This is a genomic window from Legionella qingyii, assembly GCF_003990155.1.
Lineage (GTDB): Bacteria > Pseudomonadota > Gammaproteobacteria > Legionellales > Legionellaceae > Legionella > Legionella qingyii.
Map to the genome: position 1 here is coordinate 265,622 of NZ_RZGX01000001.1, position 18,121 is coordinate 283,742.

Here is an 18,121-nt window from a genome sequence, read left to right on the forward strand (position 1 = left end):
CTTTCACTATATTAAATGTTTTTGAGTAGTGCAAGTTGTTTTAACTGAATGGCGAAAATGACAACATGTAATCATTTTAATAAGTTTAACTAGGTAGAAAACATTGTAATTTTTTAATAGGTTACGTTAACATCAACATATGATCTTAGAGGAGTATTTTTTGAATGCATGGAAGACTCAAGGGAATAAGAGACATGCTCAAATTGTTTCAGCCCAAGCATCGTTCAATTCTCGGAATAGACATTACATCAACAGCAGTTAAAATCTTGGAGCTTTCAGGTCAAGGCTATGAACTTATTATTGAAAACTATGGTCGAGAAGTATTGCCTGCAAATGCAATGGATGGAAACACCATTAAAGATATTGATGCAGTCTCCCAGTGTATCAAGAAAATAATTGACCGCTTACATACCTCATGTAAACAAGCCGTTCTAGCTGTGCCTGATTCCTCAATAATCAGTAAAGTAATACAAATCAATGAGGGTTTAAATGACGCAGAGATGGAAGAATTGATTGTTACAGAGGCAGATAAATATATTCCTTATCCAATTGATGAAATCAACCTTGACTTTGAAATTTTAGGTCCTTCCGAAAAAAACCAGAATATGCTCGACGTGCTTATTGTTGCCTCAAGAGCAGAAAATGTGAATCAACGTGTTGATATTGCAGTTCATTCAGGTTTGGATGCTGTAGTGATCGACGTAGAATCTTATGCCGTGGAACGAGCAGCGCAACAAATTGCTAAAGATTTACCTGCATCTGGACAAGATAAAACAATTGCCATCATTGATATTGGTGCAATCTACACCCATTTATTTGTATTACAAGGAATGAAATTAGTTTACTCAAGAGAAGAAAAATTTGGAGGAAAACAATTAATAGACTCGATTGCCGAACACTACAAAATGACCTCGGAGCAAGCTGCGTTGGCTAAGGATAATGGAGAGTTACCTGCGGATTATGAAAAGGAAGTGTTAGAACCTTTTAAAGAAGACATTTTGTTGCAAATCAAACGTACCTTGCAGTTTTTTTATTCCACAAGTCAGGATGGAGATGTAGATCATGTTTTATTAGCTGGAGGATTAGCTAATTTACCAGGTTTAGTGGCTTTGGTTCAAGAGCGTTTGGGGATGAGCACCACGATCGCCAATCCATTTGCACACATGACTCCAGGTAAAATGGTACATTTAGATTCTATAAATAATGATGCACCAGGGCTTATGGTAGTTTGTGGTTTGGCTCTAAGGGAAATTAAGTGAGACCATATGACGCAAATTAATCTTCTTCCTTGGCGAGAACTCAAGCGTGATCAGGAGAAAAAGCTGTTTATGACCATGCTGCTTTTGTGCATCGTATTCGCTGCGTTTATTGTATTTTTAATTAATTCTTATGCCACGGGTTTGGTAAGCAATCAAATTATACGGAATCAAATGCTTCAGAAAGAAATTAATGAAATGGATGCGCAAATAAGCGAAATAAAAAATTTACAAAAAACTAGAGAAATGCTTATTTCCAGAATGTCTATAGTTCAGCATTTACAGTCTACGCGAACATTAATGGTTCATTTATTTGATGAATTGATTCATGTAATCCCGGCAGGTATCTATTTTACTCAGATAGAGGGAAAAAGAGATGTTATTTCAGTCACTGGTTATGCTGAATCAAATACTTTTGTTTCCATATTAATGAAAAACATTGAAAATAATGAATGGATTCATGATCCTGTTCTAAGTGAAATCAAAAGAGAAGATACAGATAAAGAAAAAGCTATAAAGGAGTCAGCAGAGAATGAGTTTAAGTTAACTTTTGTGCTTGCTCCTCAATTCCAGATTGGGTTAAAACTATGAACAGTATTAACCTGAATGAATTAACTCTGGAAAATGTGGGACAATGGCCATTAGTAGTGAAGAGCTGTGTTCTTGTTGGTGTTAGTATTTTGATTGTTGCTCTAGGGTATTGGTTGATCATAAAAGATAATTTTACTCAGTTTGATCAATTACAAGCTCAAGAGGTCACTTTGAAGGCTGATTTTGAAAGGAAGCAACGCCAATTAATTAATTTGCCAGCTTATCGCCAACAATTGCAGATTATGATGGGGCGATTTGCCGAAATGCTTAAACAGCTCCCAGAAAAAAATCAGATGCCTGGCTTGTTGGAAACAATTTCCAAAACAGGAGTCGCATCAGGTTTAAGATTTGAGTTATTTGCGCCACAGCCTGAGGTAATGCACGATTTTTATATTGAGTTACCTATAAAAATTTCAGTAGTAGGAACTTATTTTCAATTGGCTATGTTTATTAGTCGTGTAGCCGAAATGGATCGTATTGTAACGTTACATGACTTTAGTATTGAAAGGGTGTCTTCCAAAGATGATAAAGCAGTTTCGGGGGATGAGTTGATAATGAGCATCACTGCCAAAATATATCGATATCGCACACAATGATGAGACGAAAACTAGGGATTAGTTCTATCTGTTCATTATCTTTACTATTGGTTGCTTGTTCCAGTAGTAATGATGATTTGGTGCGATACATCCATGAAGTAAAATTTAGAAAAACACGAGATATTGAACCAATCCCTTCATTTACACCTTTACCTACTTTTAAATTTCCTGATAATAGTAACAGGCGAAATCCATTTAAGCCTACGGCTCAAAAAAGGACGGAAGTTGATGTTAATGCTCCAGATAAAAATAGGCCAAAGGAACCTTTGGAGGCATATCCTTTAGACGCATTAAAATTTGTAGGTACTTTAACGCAAGGAAACGAAACATGGGCATTGATTAAATTACCTGACAAGAATATTACTCATGTCCGAATAGGTAATTATATGGGACAAAATTATGGTCGTATTGTTTCAATTAAGAATAATTCAATTCAATTAATAGAAACAACACAATCTTCAGGAAAGTGGGGTAATTCCTTTACCGGAGGAAAAGTTGCGTATGGATTTCGAGTTTACCCAGCCGATAAAGCAAGAGCCTGCAAGTTTTGTCACCCAAAGCCCGGCACGTATTGTTCTTGATTTTATTGACTCGAATCTGCAGATAGCTCCCCAACAGAGAGCAAAAGAAATTAAATTGGGATCGCTTAATAAGTACTCTGTTGTTGCGGTGGGTTCGCGTGTTCGGGCTGTATTGGAGTTAAATTATTCAGTGCCTTTTTCAGGTACAATTTCTGGGAAAGTTTATACTCTTATTTTGAATGGCAAAAGCAATGAGTTATTCCAACCGCCCCAAGAACTTATAATTACTCATCGCCCAGCCAAGACAAATTATGTGATTAATCATTTTGATTTTCGAGGAATTGAACGGCAGGGCGGTCGGGCCATAGTCAATGTTTCCAGCACGAGTGTTCCGACCCAGGTTGAAGAGCATGGTAAAGAAATTCTAGTTAAATTTTTAAATACTAAAGTTCCTCCGAACTTAAGAAAGAGATTCGATGTTTCAGATTTCCACAGCCCTGTACAAATAGTTACTTTTCAGCAAGTTGGTAAAAATGCACATATGACTTTATTCAATAAAGGGGGCTTTGGCCAATCTGTATATCAGGTTAATAAACAATTTATGATTGATGTAATTCCTTTAACTCCAGAAGAGGTGCAACAGGGCAAATTGAAAAAGAAAGTGTTCTCTGGGAGAAGACTTTCCTTAAATTTCCAAAGCATCAGCATACGAGCCGTATTACAGTTGCTGGCTGATTTTACAGGAATTAATATCGTAGTGAGTGATCAGGTTCAAGGTGATATTACTCTGAGATTGAATAATGTTCCATGGGATCAAGCATTGGATATTATTTTAACTACCCAAGGTTTAGAAAAGCGGCAAACAGGTAATGTAATTCTGATTGATAAAAAAGGGGTTTTTGAGAAAATGGAGGCAGAACAACTCAAGGCCCAACAAAACATCCGAAAAATTGAGCCTGTACGTTCTGAGCTAATACAAATTAATTATGCTAAAGCAACCGATCTTGCCGTTTTGATTAAAGACAAACAAAATTCTCTTTTATCTGAGAAGGGTACCGTGAGTGTCGATACACGTACAAATACCATCTGGATTCAAGATATTGGTTCTAAAATTGATGAAGTTAGAGATTTGATTAAGCAGTTAGATATACCTGTCAAACAAGTGCTTATTGAGGCTCGTATCGTCGAAGTAACGAAAGATTTTGCTCAGGACCTTGGAATTCGTTGGGGGGTATCTAAACCAACCCATCTCAGTGGTACTCTAGAAGGGGCAAATCAATTAGCGCAGGGCGTCGCTCCTGCAAATGTCAAACCCTTTACAGACAGATTAAACCTGGATTTAGTCGCTGCCCCAATAACCGGTGCTACCCCAGCTTCTGTAGGTATTGCATTAGCACAGCTTGGCGATAATATTCTGCTTGATCTTGAACTTTCCGCTTTGGAAAGTGAGGGACTAGCTGAATTGATATCCAGTCCAAGGCTCATTACAGCAAATCAACAGCCTGCTGTAATTGATTCAGGACAGGAAATTCCTTATCAAGAAGCGACTTCAAGTGGTGCTACGGCAGTGGCCTTTAAAAAGGCTGTATTAAGCCTAAAGGTAACACCACAAATTACCCCGGACAACAAGATACTTATGGAGTTGAAGATTAATCAGGATAGGGCATTGCCCAACCTGACATTTAATGGGGTGCCAGCAATTGCAACTAAAGAAATTCAGACGAATGTTCTGGTCAGTAATGGACAAACCATAGTGCTTGGTGGGATTTATCAGCAAGATAAGAGTAAGACCATTACGAGGGTACCATTTTTTGGTCAGTTGCCGGTAGTTGGAAATTTATTCAAAAACACGCAAATTGGTATTCAAAATGATGAGTTACTTATTTTTATAACCCCCAAAATAATAACAAATTCATTATCAATTACGGCAATTGAGGGGAGAAAAGCAGTTCGATTTGATGAAAAATAAAATTTATTAAGTGATTAGGGGCTGTTGACAATTGCTTCATTTATCTACGCACTGCACTTTATGCGCGAAATCCAGTAAAGGCGGCATTGAAAATAGGTAGATTTTAGTGTGTCTCCGTATAGAGCCCGTGCATAAGCCGCAGAAACTAGGTGGAATTAAATGAAATGCCAACAGACCCTAGAGAAATTGCTATGAATTCAGCAATTAAGGTTTGTTTTATTTATAATTTGCTTTTAACAGGGCATTTTTTTATTAATGAAGTGATATAATATAAATGAATAAGAGTAAATAGTTATAAAATATGCTCATTTGTTGTAGAATAATGGGCGGGAATTTCTAACTGCGAAAAATACAGTTAGGGTTGAGCCCCAAATATCCCCCACTTTTGGCTACTGAATCATATTTTAGTCCAATGCTAAAATGGGAAGTTATTTCGGACTCGATCTTTAATTAATGACATTTCAGTTAAAGAGGTATGTGATAAAAAATGAGCATAGTTAAAGTACGAAATATTTTTCTCATCGGACCCATGGGTGCAGGTAAAAGCACTATAGGTCGTGCTTTGGCAAAGGAGCTCAAATTAGAATTTTTTGATTCGGATGAAGTTATTGAAGAGCGTGCTGGCGCCGATATATCTTGGATTTTTGATATTGAAGGAGAAGAGGGCTTTAGACGTCGCGAACAAAAAGTTATAGAAGAATTAACTCAAAAAACCAATATTGTTTTGGCAACGGGTGGTGGTGTTGTAATTACTCCTGAAAACAGAAATGCATTAGCAGGACGTGGCACCGTAATCTATCTTAAAACCTCATTGCAACAACAATTTGAAAGAACTAAGCGAGATACCAAGCGTCCTTTGCTACAAACAACAGATCTTGAAGGAAGATTGGAATTATTGAGAGATGAGCGAGAGCCATTCTACAATGAGTTAGCTGATGTTAGTTTTGAAACAGATAAATTAACAGTCAAGGCTGTTGCAAACAATATAATAAAATATATTTATGGCGAACTTTGAGATTTATGATCGGGTTGATGTTTCTTTAACGGAACATCAATATCCTATTGTTATTTGTCGCAATGGTTTGCAAAATCCGGATTTTTTGCAAACTCTTGTAACTTCTTCGCAAATTTTAATTGTTACCAACCAAACAATAGCTCCTTTTTATTTGCACTACGTGCAGTCCGCTTTTACCAAAGCTCAGTGTGACGTGTTGATTTTAGAAGATGGTGAACAATATAAAAATCAACAAAGTCTTTTCGCTATTTATGATGCATTAATCCAGAAAAAACACCATAGGGATACGACTCTTATAGCCTTAGGTGGAGGAGTAATTGGTGATATGACTGGATTTGCAGCATCAACATATCAGCGTGGAGTAAAGCTGATACAAATTCCTACAACTTTATTATCGCAAATTGATGCTTCCGTGGGTGGAAAAACAGGAATTAATCATGCTTTGGGTAAAAATATGATTGGCAGTTTTTACCAACCACAAGCAGTAGTTATTGATTTAAATACATTAAACACTCTTCCTGAAAGAGAGTTTCGTGCTGGTTTGGCGGAAATGATAAAATATGCTCTGCTTGCTGGCGATGAATTTTTCAAACTGCTTAGTGAAGCGCTCCGACAGGGATTAACTACCAAGAACCCGCAGTTACCTCAATTAATAGCTGAGTGCTGCCGTATTAAAGCTCAATTTGTTGTAACGGATGAAAAGGAAACTGGGCAACGAGCCTTATTGAATCTTGGCCATACTTTTGCTCATGCACTGGAAACTTATACCCATTATCAACAATGGTTACATGGTGAAGCAGTAGCAATTGGCTTATATTGTGCAGCAGTTCTGTCGTATAAAATGCATTTAGTTGATGAACAATTGGTCGAACAAGTAGAGCAAATTCTGCAACTGGCAGGTCTACCACATAAAATTCCACGAAATATCAATTTAGAAAAACTCAAAGAGTTGATGCAATCGGATAAAAAAATTAAAAATAACCGTTTACGCTTTGTGCTGATTAGAAAGCCTGGTGATTGTTATCTCGACTCTGAAGTAACAGAAGATTGTTTGGGTAATGCACTTGTTGCAGCTGTAAGAGGAGAATAAAAATGAAAGAGGGAATGATTCAGTCTGATTTAGCGGCTGTTATTCAACCAAGAGTATTATTTAAACCAGGATCTTGGCTCGCTAAGATTGATTTCATTAACCATTTGATTCTTTTTAATAACGTGCTCGTTACGGTTTTATCTGAAAAAGAAGGAGGTAAATCTTCTTTTGGTACTTTGTTGCAAGGCAACTTAGATCAACAGATCAAATCAATTTTTATTACCGTGAAGCCTCCTTGCAATCGAGAAAACATCATTGAGGATATTGCAACTCAGCTGCATCTTAATTGCGATGAACATACTGATATTAGTTCTTTAGTGGCACAAATAAACGAACGTAAAGCACATGTGTTGATACTGATTGATGATGCGCAACATTTGCCAGAGTCTTTTATCAAGGAAGCAATGCTAGCAATAAAGAGCCAGGAGAATTTCAGTTTTTTCCATCTTTGTTTAATATCTGACTATTCAATCGTTGCAACGCTTAATAATTTAGTCGCTTCTTTTTTTGAGAATTTAGTCCACACTATTGAATTGGGCTCATTGAATGAAAGCGAAACAAGGACTTATGTATTACAACGTGCTATGGCTACACATTTGATCAGTAAACCATTAACTGATACACAGTTTAAGCAGTTTTATCAATTAACAAAAGGGAATCTAGCAAAGATTAACAGCAATCTAGAGGCATTTGTATTTAAGTGCGCCACCCAAAAGAAAAAAGAACCCTTAAAACTGGTTAAAAAAGCAAGCCTTGCTGCGAGTGTGGCATTTATTGCGGGGCTTGTGGGATTTTATTTTGCTCAAAACTATGATCTTTCATCATTTTATCATTCAATAACTGGTTCTAACCAAAATAGAAATGTAAGAGATCTAGCAATAAAACAACAGGCACAACCTGAAGTACTTGAGAGCCAAATTGCTTCTTGGCAAGATTCTTCAACGCGACAGTTAGTATACTCTTCCTTACCCAAAAAACAGATTTTAGATGATATTAACGATGAGATGCTCAATGATCCTCCTGTAGCAATTATTGATAAGGTCGTTGTGATTCCTAAATTGCAAATGCAGAGCCTTGCAAAACAAGAGGCCAGAATTCCTGAGTCTGAGTTTCAACGTGAAAACCCAGAGTCAGATCTCAAGCGTGAATCAAAATTAGTTGAAATTCCAGCAACAAAACAGAATAAAGATAAGAAAGATCAATCTTCAAGTAATAATACAACTATCAACTTGTATACCATACAAGTCGCTGCGAGCCATAATAAAAAAGATATAGAACGTTTTCAGCAGAATAATAAGTTACTTGCCGAAAATGCTAAAATAAGACATTTTACCAATGCTAAAGGTGTTTGGTATGTGCTGACGGTGGGGGAATATAAAAACAGGGCTGAAGCACAACGTAGCATAGGTAAGTTACCAACAGCTATAACTAAATTAAATCCTTGGGTTAGGCCTGTATCGAGTCTTGGATAAGTTACCTAGGGCTGAACATAAAAAATCATTAGAACTGTAATAAGTGTTTACGCCCTACTCACTGAACGGCTGTATTTGGCACTTCTTCCTCGAAAATCCAACCGTTTCCCAAGATCCAAGCATACTCCCTAAACGGTTACGAATTGTAGCCTGGTTGAAGTACGGGGTAACCCGGGTTACGGCGACTAAAAATTTGCGAGTTATACAGTGCTACAATCTTACTCTCGAATATTCAATGTTTGGGTTATTTGTTCAATACGTTCTTCTGCTGCTTCATAGATTTGTTTAAAGAGATCAAAAAAATCAGTAAAAGACAGTTTCTCTAAGGAGTGGGCTGTTACACCATGAGGAGTACTTACACCTGCTCGTAATTGGGCAAAAGAGCGCCCAGACTTTTTAGCAAGTTCTGCTGCACCAAACACAGATTCCAGGGCGATTTTTTCTGAGAGCTCTTCTGGGATACCTCTACTCATGGCCGCCTTTTGCAACGCTTCGAGAAATAGAAAGACATAAGCCGGAGCACAACCAATCGGGGCTGTAAGTGTGTCAAGCATGGATTCTTGCTCTACCCAAAAAGTGTATCCTACTTCATTAAAAAGAGTTTCAATTAATTGTTTTTTTTCAGATGTTGTGAAGGAGTTAGCAAATAAAGCAGAGGTTCCCTTACAAAATTCAGTTGGAGTATTGGTCATTACACGAATAACCCCCAGATTTTTCTTGTTGAGCCAACGAGTTATATTATCAATGTCTATTACACCTGCCAAAGAAATAATCATAGGTTCTCTTGATTGCATGGCTGGCGCAATTTCCTGACATACTTCCTGCATATATTGAGGTTTTACAGCAAAAATAAGGATCTCCGCGTTTTGAGCCGCTTCAATGTTGGTTTTTGCTGACTGCACGCCCAGTTCCTTAACTAAACGTTCTGATTTACTGGGATCGCGATTACTGAATGTTATTGAACTTGCAGGATATCCACTTTTAATGAGACCACGTGCTAAAGCACTTCCTAAATGACCTGCACCAATGATAGAAATGGTATTAAACTTGAGCATATTGACTTATATTTTAAATTTTATCCAAAAAGTACCAAGATGAAGGGGTGTCTGTCAAGAATAGATTGAGAAAGAGCAAATGAAAAATTACTATTTTACATTGAATATATTGCACATCCTGTTAAACTAAAAAAAGTTAAAAACGCCTATCCTGTCGGTTCTGTCATATCTTTTGTAAAATACTGTTGATAAGGTTAGATAGATAAATTAATTTATCGATTATTATGGATTAAAAATAGAAATGATGGAAACAGTACAGCTACAACAAGAAATCCATTCCAAGTGGCGTGATATAGATGGTTGGAACTATTATTTTTTATTGAAATTTGCTCTTTTATGGGCTGGATATCTAAATTTTCATCCTTTTAATAATCTGGTTTTTTTGGCGTTTTTGTTGTTTCCATTACCTTCAAGACTACTCCATCGTTGTCGTAATTGGATAGCTATTCCAATAGGTCTAGCGGTATTTTACAATGATACCTGGCTACCTGGTTTCAGTACAATTGCGAGTCAGTGGACAAATCTTTTGGCTTTCAACTTCAGCTACCTTATTGACTTATTAAATCGAATTATTAATTGGGAACTGGTGGGAATGGCTTTTGTACTCTTAGTCGCCTACCTGTTTCTTTCTCAGTGGATTCGAATTACTTCGTTTACTGTAATTGCCTTAACTTGGCTAAACATTCTCACACTGACCGCCCCAACCATTAACCTTTCGCCAGTTCAAACCAAGAGCGTTACAAATAACGTTCTAGCTGAGACTGAAGTTAAGACGAGTGGAACAGAGCTCAGCAGTAATTTGCCACCTACCAATGAAAATCTTAATGCGTACTTGAATCAATTTTATGAGCAGCAAAAAAAATTACGTACCTCTTTCCCCAGTTCTCTTGCTACTGATGCACAGACTTTTGACATAATTTTTATTCAGATCTGTTCGTTGGCTTGGGCAGATATAGAGGCCGTGCATTTAAGAGATCATCCTATATGGGGTAAATTTGATATTATGTTTAATGATTTTAATTCGGTTTCATCGTATAGCGGTCCTGCAGCAATACGTTTATTACGTGCAAGCTGCGGCCAGACGCCACATGCGGATCTTTATAAACCAGTTGCTCAAGATTGTTATATTTTAGATAACCTGGCTAAACTTGGTTTTTCTCTGGAGATGGTGCTTGACCATGATGGTTTATTTGATAATTTTCTTAAACAGATACAAGAATATGGTGGCTTAGCTAATGTACCTTTAATGTCACGAGCAGGTATACCCCCTGATGTGCTTTCATTTGATGGAAAACTGCTTTCAGATGATAGTAAATTACAGGAGCGATGGATTAAGCAACGAAATCTCTCAGGTATGAAACGGAATGCTACCTATTTTAATGATATCTCACTCCATGATGGTAATACTTTTGTTGGAGAAAATAAACCGGCACCTTATGAACCGCGAGCAAAAAGATTTTTAGATCAAACGATGAATTTTTTCACTGCATTAGAAAAGTCAGGTCATAAAGTGATGGTAGTTTTTATCCCGGATCAAGGAGATAATCTTGTTGGTGATAAATTACAAATGCCAGGTTTACGTGATATTCCTGGCCCGAGTGTTACTCATGTTCCTGTAGGTATTAAATTTATTGGGATGAAAGCAAAGCCTGCACAAATCCAAATAAATGATCCAAGCAGTTATTTGGCTGTTTCAGAATTAATTGCTCGTTTGATTGATGGAAAAATCTTTAATCAGGATTATGTAAGTTTAGAAACATTAACACAAAACTTGCCAAAGACCCCCTTTGTTTCATCCAATCAAGGCGTAACTGTGATGAAATATCAAGATAAATTTTATATTTTATTGAAAGGTGAAAGTAACTGGGTACCTTATCCTTAGCAATTACTAATTAACCTATTCAAATGAGGAGCAGGGTGAAACGCAACGTAACCTGGGATTGAGCGGTTTCTTCATTTTTAAAACCCGAGTAACATTTCACCAGCTAACAATTAAAGGTATATCATCTAAAGTTGGAGTAGGGTATTAGTGGGACAATAGGCATGTCCATGTCACCTTGCCAACCTTCGAATGAGTAACGAAGAAAGAGAGAGAGATGGCTAGGCGTATAATCTGTTGATTGTTGGATATCTACCAGTCCCCCTATAATAAAATGCGAACCTAGCCGACGTTCTATTAATGCGTGGTATGAGTAACCGTAACCTACGCTAGGCCCACCAGTTTGAATGGAGTTTTGTGTAGTGTCAAAATTTGGAATAAGGTTGGGTAGTGGATATGAAACAAGATCTTGGGTTACCGCACGTGACCAGGTTACTGTGCCTCCTAACTCATAAGACCAGTTTGCGACTCGTCGTCGATAATTAATTGGGACTGTAAATGATAAAAAAAAGTCAGGGCTATAATATCCGCCTTGTCCAATATTAAAGCCGTATAGATTCTTATCATAGTGCCAGACCATATTTGTAAGTCCGATGATAAAACGGCGATTATCTTCATTGATTATTTTATAATAATAACCATCCAATAAAAGAATACGGGTATTAGACTCAACATTTTTCCCAGTTAATTCACTACCAATGATATTTGCCCAGAAACCATTTGCTTCGCCCCGATCATAACTGAGCGATAAAGTAAGTCCCGTAGCAACAACCCCGCCCCATGCAATTCCTGTATTTGGATCAACTGCTCCTGCAAAAGAAAGTAGCGTGTTAGTCATTGGGCGTTGTGATGCCGTAATCGTCCAGCCAATATGTCGTATTTCACCGCTATAATTGATACCCCCAATCCAATTTCCCACAGGAAATCCTATAGGTGTTTCGCCAATATCAAATCCCCAAGTTGGATTTTGCCATCCTCCGTCCCAGCCAATACCCTTAGCTCGTTGTGCGATGCCAGTAGTGCATCCATTAATCGCACAAGTGCCAAAATCATCAAAATAAACTCCATTGACTGTAGTAAAACTTCCTGCACTTAAATTGACTCTATCAGCTCTTAAAAATGCACGACCGTTGGCATAACCCCAATCTGCTTGAGCTATGGTATCTTCGGCACGCAATTCGGAGGTCCCAGCTGTACCTGCCAATCGCCAATAATCTTCGTCTACAGTAATGCGTGTTTCTTGCTGCTGATAAAGTAGGGCTGACTCAGAACGGATGCTGCGTTTTAGCCAATCATCCTCTACATGATTACGGGTCAGCCAAGTATAATAGTCGTTGCTGGCAGGCCATATTGATGTTATCTTGCTTTGGAGCATGGATCTTTTGTAATCTTCTTGTGCTAATTTTGGTATTCTAAGTTGTGTTTCCAAGCGGGCTGCATCACGCATGATCAGCGCACTATCTTGGCTGGGTGCCGCATGAATGCTTTCTTTTTTGATTTGGTTAAACATAGCTAATGCTTTTTGAGGCTCCCCTACAGCATTCCAAGCATTTGCTATTTTTCTTTGCATGTTGGGATTGAACCTTAATTCCATTTCTCGTAAATGTTCTAGCAATTGGCGTGCTTCACTCTTTTTTCCTAGAGCGATTAGTGACTCTATAACCCCGAGATTTGCATCAGCATTAAGTGGTTCATGAATTTTCACATCTTGATAATAGTCTAGTGCTTTTACAAATTTACCATCCAATAAAGCCCAATCTGCTAAAGTGAGTTTAATGGGAGTGATTTGCTTTTGACTCATTAAATAAGCTTCTGCACCTTGTATATTGCCGCTATCTCGCAACTGCTGTGCATGTTGTAAAATCAATTCAGTAGATATCCGTTCTGCCAACTGATGCATGCCTACATTCCATTGTTTTTGTGGAATGGTATGAAGATGAGCCAATGCTTTTTGCAACTGATCAGTGCTCGATAAATAAAGTGCATAAGCATATACTTGAACCGGATTCATTTTTTGTTTTGCTATCAATCGTTGAAACAACTCATCTGCTTTTTTGGATTGACCTATATGGTTCAACGCTAAGGCTAAATGATAAGTTAACCAAACATCATCTGGAGCAATTTTTAGTGCTTGGGTGTACCTCTCTATTGCTTTTATCCATTTGTTTGTTTTTTCAAGTTGTTCTGCTTGTTCTTGGAACGAAGAACTCTCCAAACTGAGCATTGCGTCTTTAAATTTTAATTTTAGATCTTCGGGTAAACTATTTAGGTAATTTAATGCCTTTTGTAATGATTGACGTTTGTAGATGCCAAGTAGCCCATAGATTGCACTACTTTTGCCTGGGCTAACGAGTAAAGCTTGTTTAAATGCTTTTTCTGAATCGACAAAATTCTTTCGGGCAAAACCTACTTCACCTACTCCTACCCAAGCATCATAATTCGTCTTATCAAGTAGGAGTGCTTGCTGATATCTTTTTTCAGCCAAATCCATATTACCCGATTGAAATGCGATTTCTCCACTAGAAACCCATAAATCTGAAAGGGTTTCTTTGAGGGCATAGGACCAATTATCTTGATTGTTACTACTCGAATAAACTTGATGTTCATTCAAATAATTATATATTTCTTGCAGGTGATTGAACGCATTTTGGCGTTGCGCTGGAATTCTGGATAAGATGCGCCAATATTCAGCACTTAATTCAGGAGTGGGAAAAACCCCATGAAATAGCGCATCGTATTGAGTTTTAGCCAAATCGAGATGCCCAGACATCGCCATTACTCTTGCTCGCTGAAGTTTTTGCTTTGTATCTTCTTCAGTTAGAAATAAGCTCATTTGAGCCTGTTTGTAATCCATTGAATTAGGTGCCTTCTGCCTTAATAGTTCAAGCAGCTCTTCTGCGAGAATTAGGTTTTTTTGCCGTATAGCTAGTCTAATTCGCGCTGCAAGAACATCAGGGTCATTAGGGGCGATCAATTGTAAGCGATTTAGCGAATTCTTCACAAAATCATCACGATAATAGGTTTCACCCCAAATCACCTGATTCAATAGAAATTGTTTCGGATTAATATCAACAGCATGCGCTTTTAAAACGATTATGCTAAACAAACATAGAGCGAATCTTGCTATAAGCATTAACTAATCCATTGATTCTGTCTAAATAGTTCTTTAGCGCTTTCAACTCCAGGTTGATCAAATGAATTGATATTCCAAATAACACCCTGGACAAAAATTTTATGTTCATATAAGGCAATTAATGAGCCAAGAGTTCGTGGAGAGCAATCGTTCATGCTGAGAAGATTTACAGGAATTTCCCCTGGAATGTAACTGTGAGGATTCTCACTATGATTTCCACCTTTTATTAAGACTTCCTTGTGAGCATGACATATTTTATTAATTACACTATCATCGAAACTACGAAGATAAATTAAATCAGCCGCTATTTTATTAGTTCCTTGACACAATAGCTGGTAGTAACTGTGTTGTGCATGATTACCCAAGCCTCCCCAGATAATGGGGCCAGTTGCATATTCTACTCTACGACCCTGCTTGTTTATTGATTTTCCATTACTTTCCATATCAAGTTGTTGAAGATAAGGAACAAAATATTGTAAGTCTTGGGAGTAAGTCATAACTAACAAGTTATGAATGTTTAAAAAATTAATGTCCCATATTCCTAATAAAGCCAAAAGAACCGGTAAATTTTTATTAAAATGCTCGGTGCAGAAATGCATATCCATATGGTATGCCCCATCAAGGATTTCTGAAAAATGTTCAAAACCGATGGCAATACAGGAAATTAAATTAATTGCCGAGCAGAAGGAATAGCGTCCTCCAACCCAATCCCATATAGGAAGAATAGTTTCAAACCCCATTTCTTCTGCTTTCTTAACATTTGCAGTGATTGCGATAAAATGTTGATTAAAATGTTGTTTCTGATTGATCCACGATAAGGCATTTTGGAAATGAGATAAGGTTTCCGGTGTAGTAAATGACTTCGAGGAAATAATAAATAGCGTGGTTTCGGGATTTAGTTTTTTAGTCACGCGTGGAAATGCGTTTGGATCTAAATCGGAAATAAAATGAAAGTCTAATTTGTCCGTTACTATATCACTTAATGCATTGATACAAAATAAGGGGCCAAGCATAGAGCCGCCTATTCCTATATTAATTACATCAGTAATAGGCTTACCAGAATAACCAAGCCACTCCCCATTTCGAATTTTTGTGGAAATAAGCTTCATCGAGTTACGAACATTGACTATATCAGTAATAATATTCTTCTCATTTACTAATAAGACTTTATTGTCAGGGGCACGAAGAGCTGTATGTAAGGCTGGCCTATTTTCGGTATTATTAATAGGCTTTCCACTCATCATGGCATTAATGTTCTCATGCAGATTACATTCATTAGCAAGTTCAATAAGTGAATCCATGATCTGGGCATTAACGTGTTGTCCACTGTAGTCCAGAGTAATGTTGTCACTAGATATAGAGAAAATTTTTGCTTCTGGATTTTGACTATTGTATGTTTTGGCCAATTTTTCGAGTTTTTTCCAGGAGTTCATTTTCGTAAGTTGTTCCATATACATTCTCAATCTAAATTATTTAAGTTAAAAGCCACTCGGAAAAATTTTTTCCCTCAGTAGGGTGCTCTTTTCCTAAGTCTACATTCGCTTTAAGAAAACCGAGGACATTTCCACAATCATATCGTTTTCCTTCATAAGGTAATGCTAAAACAGTTTCCTTCTTTACTAACCCATTAATTGCATCAGTTAATTGAATTTCTTTATGGTCCATACGTGGCAACATTCTAATTTGCTCGAAAATACCCGGAGTTAGAACATAACGGCCAACGATTGCAATATTTGATGCAGCAAGGTGGGGTTTAGGTTTTTCCTCCAGATGGTGTATGCTCAAAAGGCCTTGTTCCCAAGGCGCGCCTTGAATAATACCATAGCACTCTGTTAATTCTTGAGGAACATTTTCTACCGCGATAATACTATGCCCATACCGCTCATGCATTTGGGTTAATTGTTGGATAACAGGTGGTGTATTTGTCATTAAGTCATCAGCAAGAATTACAGCAAATGCTTCATTGCAAACGATTTGTTCAACACATAAAACGGCATGTCCCAGACCAAGGGGCCTTGCCTGTCGTACATAAAAACATTCCATGTCATCAGGTGTTACTGATTTAACTATAGATAAAAGTTCATTTTTATGATGAAGTTCTAATTCATTTTCAAGCTGATAGGCAAGATCAAAATGATCTTCAATGGCACGTTTATTATGACATGTGACAAAAATCATTTGGCGTATGCCGGCAGCATAAGCTTCTTCAACCGCATATTGAATCAAAGGTTTGTTGACTACAGTTAACATTTCTTTGGGGGCTGCTTTCGTTGCGGGTAAAAATCGAGTCCCTAAACCAGCTACTGGAAATACCGCTTTACGTATTCGTGGAAATGTTGCATTCATTGCTAATCTATCCATTTAGTAACAATTAATATAAATTGTGCAGCAAATATTTGAGTATGCACTTAAAATTTTTTGATTTATATAGTTTTTTATCAAATTTTTGGTAAAAGGTAGAGTAAATTTCAGCAAGGGTTGTTGTCAATGTATTCTTTAGATTGGTCCTATGTTAATGGACTACCAAAGTCCACTTCGTATTTTAAATGTACCCCAGAAGATTTTCAGGTGAATGAATTTTTTGATAGTCCATTTTCTGGAGAAGGCGAACATATTGTCCTGAAAATAGAAAAAACAGGCTTAACCACTATGGAGGTGGTTAAGTCATTGGCAAAATTAGTACATAAGCCAGAAAAATCTATTGGCTATGCGGGGTTAAAAGACAGACAAGCACTGACTACCCAATGGTTGAGTATTCATGCTCCGGGGGAGCAGATTCCAGAAATTGCACAGCTTGCGGCACCTGGCTGGCGCATTTTAGAATGCACGCGCCATTATAAAAAACTGAAACCGGGTTTTTTGACTGGAAATCAGTTTATTGTACGTTTGCGCGAAATCTCTAATCAAGAAGATTTACTCGAACGCATCGAGCGGATAAAAAAGCATGGCGTTCCAAACTATTTTGGAGAACAGCGATTTGGTCGCAATGCAGGCAATATGTTAAAAGCAGAAGAGATGCTTGTCCGTGGTCGTAAAGTGAAAGACCGTTTTTTACGGGGCATGTATTGTTCTGCCGCACGCTCATGGATTTACAATTTGATTTTATCGCATCGTGTTAGAGAACAATGCTGGAATAAACCCCTGCCTGGTGATGTGATGCAACTTCAAGGATCAAACAGTATTTTTGTTATCGATCACGTTGATAATGAATTACTTCAAAGGATTCAAGACAAAGATATCTCTCCCGCGAGTCCTTTACCTGGAAAAAGTAAATACAAAGTCAAAGATGAAGCATTGCAATTGATTAATAAAATTTATCTTGATTGGCAACCCTGGTTAGCAGCTTTGGAGCATTATGGCTTGGATGAGGATTGGCGGGCTAATATTCTGCATGTAAAGCAATTCACCTGCATAATTAAGGATAATTTAGCTGAGTTATCTTTTAGTTTGCCTGCTGGAGCATATGCCACAGCAATATTACGTGAGTTAACTCTTTATCAGAATGGATAATCCATCTGATGTATGATGTTGAGATTTTTCTTTG

14 protein-coding genes are annotated in these 18,121 nt (G+C 37.4%); 10 read left to right on the forward strand and 4 right to left on the reverse strand.

Annotation, left to right across the window (positions count from 1 at the left end; all coding sequences use genetic code 11):
* Positions 1 to 194 precede the first annotated feature (194 nt).
* The 8 genes from ELY20_RS01070 to ELY20_RS01105 all read left to right on the forward strand — a co-directional run bounded on the left by ELY20_RS01070 (position 195) and on the right by ELY20_RS01105 (position 8,510).
* The gene (locus tag ELY20_RS01070) at positions 195 to 1,259 is read left to right on the forward strand and encodes a pilus assembly protein PilM (protein ID WP_110141353.1); all 1,065 of its coding nucleotides are present in this window, start codon (positions 195 to 197) and stop codon (positions 1,257 to 1,259) included.
* A gap of 6 nt (positions 1,260 to 1,265) precedes the next feature.
* Positions 1,266 to 1,847, forward strand: coding sequence for a PilN domain-containing protein (locus ELY20_RS01075; RefSeq protein WP_110141288.1), 582 nt, complete (start codon positions 1,266 to 1,268; stop codon positions 1,845 to 1,847).
* A complete protein-coding gene (locus ELY20_RS01080; RefSeq protein ID WP_110141289.1) occupies positions 1,844 to 2,443 on the forward strand; it encodes a type IV pilus inner membrane component PilO in 600 nt (199 codons plus the stop codon). The genes ELY20_RS01075 and ELY20_RS01080 overlap by 4 nt, the downstream gene beginning before the upstream one ends.
* Positions 2,440 to 3,024 carry a pilus assembly protein PilP gene (locus tag ELY20_RS01085; protein WP_110141290.1) on the forward strand — a complete coding sequence of 195 codons (585 nt, stop codon included), beginning with the start codon at positions 2,440 to 2,442 and terminating at the stop codon, positions 3,022 to 3,024. Before ELY20_RS01080 ends, ELY20_RS01085 begins: the two co-directional genes overlap by 4 nt.
* Positions 2,945 to 4,933, forward strand: a complete 1,989-nt coding sequence (locus ELY20_RS01090; protein ID WP_110141291.1) for a type IV pilus secretin PilQ — start codon at positions 2,945 to 2,947, stop codon at positions 4,931 to 4,933. Before ELY20_RS01085 ends, ELY20_RS01090 begins: the two co-directional genes overlap by 80 nt.
* 487 nt (positions 4,934 to 5,420) lie before the next feature.
* On the forward strand, positions 5,421 to 5,948 hold the full coding sequence (gene aroK / locus ELY20_RS01095) for a shikimate kinase AroK (RefSeq protein WP_110141292.1): 528 nt from the start codon (positions 5,421 to 5,423) through the stop codon (positions 5,946 to 5,948).
* Entirely contained in the window at positions 5,935 to 7,038 is a 1,104-nt protein-coding gene (gene aroB, locus ELY20_RS01100; protein WP_110141293.1) for a 3-dehydroquinate synthase, read from the forward strand. The genes aroK and aroB overlap by 14 nt, the downstream gene beginning before the upstream one ends.
* A 2-nt stretch (positions 7,039 to 7,040) precedes the next feature.
* Positions 7,041 to 8,510, forward strand: coding sequence for an SPOR domain-containing protein (locus tag ELY20_RS01105; RefSeq protein WP_110141294.1), 1,470 nt, complete (start codon positions 7,041 to 7,043; stop codon positions 8,508 to 8,510).
* 218 nt (positions 8,511 to 8,728) lie between these two features.
* On the opposite strand, the gene proC is transcribed toward ELY20_RS01105, so the two are convergent.
* Entirely contained in the window at positions 8,729 to 9,565 is an 837-nt protein-coding gene (gene proC, locus ELY20_RS01110; protein WP_110141295.1) for a pyrroline-5-carboxylate reductase, read from the reverse strand.
* A gap of 241 nt (positions 9,566 to 9,806) precedes the next feature.
* Between proC and bcsG the strand changes: the two genes are divergently transcribed.
* A complete protein-coding gene (gene bcsG / locus ELY20_RS01115; protein ID WP_110141296.1) occupies positions 9,807 to 11,447 on the forward strand; it encodes a cellulose biosynthesis protein BcsG in 1,641 nt (546 codons plus the stop codon).
* A gap of 121 nt (positions 11,448 to 11,568) precedes the next feature.
* Here the strand turns inward: bcsG and bcsC are convergent, their stop codons facing one another.
* From bcsC to galU, 3 genes are read right to left on the reverse strand one after another with little or no spacing between them, the layout of a single operon-like run.
* Complete coding sequence (bcsC, locus tag ELY20_RS01120; protein ID WP_110141297.1) at positions 11,569 to 14,577, reverse strand: cellulose synthase complex outer membrane protein BcsC; 3,009 nt, start codon at positions 14,575 to 14,577, stop codon at positions 11,569 to 11,571.
* Positions 14,577 to 16,028, reverse strand: coding sequence for a glucose-6-phosphate isomerase (gene pgi / locus ELY20_RS01125; protein ID WP_110141298.1), 1,452 nt, complete (start codon positions 16,026 to 16,028; stop codon positions 14,577 to 14,579). Before pgi ends, bcsC begins: the two co-directional genes overlap by 1 nt.
* Before the next feature lie 22 nt (positions 16,029 to 16,050).
* Positions 16,051 to 16,923, reverse strand: coding sequence for a UTP--glucose-1-phosphate uridylyltransferase GalU (gene galU, locus ELY20_RS01130; RefSeq protein ID WP_110141299.1), 873 nt, complete (start codon positions 16,921 to 16,923; stop codon positions 16,051 to 16,053).
* Between the two features lie 141 nt (positions 16,924 to 17,064).
* Here galU and truD point away from each other — a divergent pair, with 141 nt between their 5' ends.
* The gene (truD, locus tag ELY20_RS01135; RefSeq protein ID WP_110141300.1) at positions 17,065 to 18,087 is read left to right on the forward strand and encodes a tRNA pseudouridine(13) synthase TruD; all 1,023 of its coding nucleotides are present in this window, start codon (positions 17,065 to 17,067) and stop codon (positions 18,085 to 18,087) included.
* Positions 18,088 to 18,121: the final 34 nt, after the last annotated feature.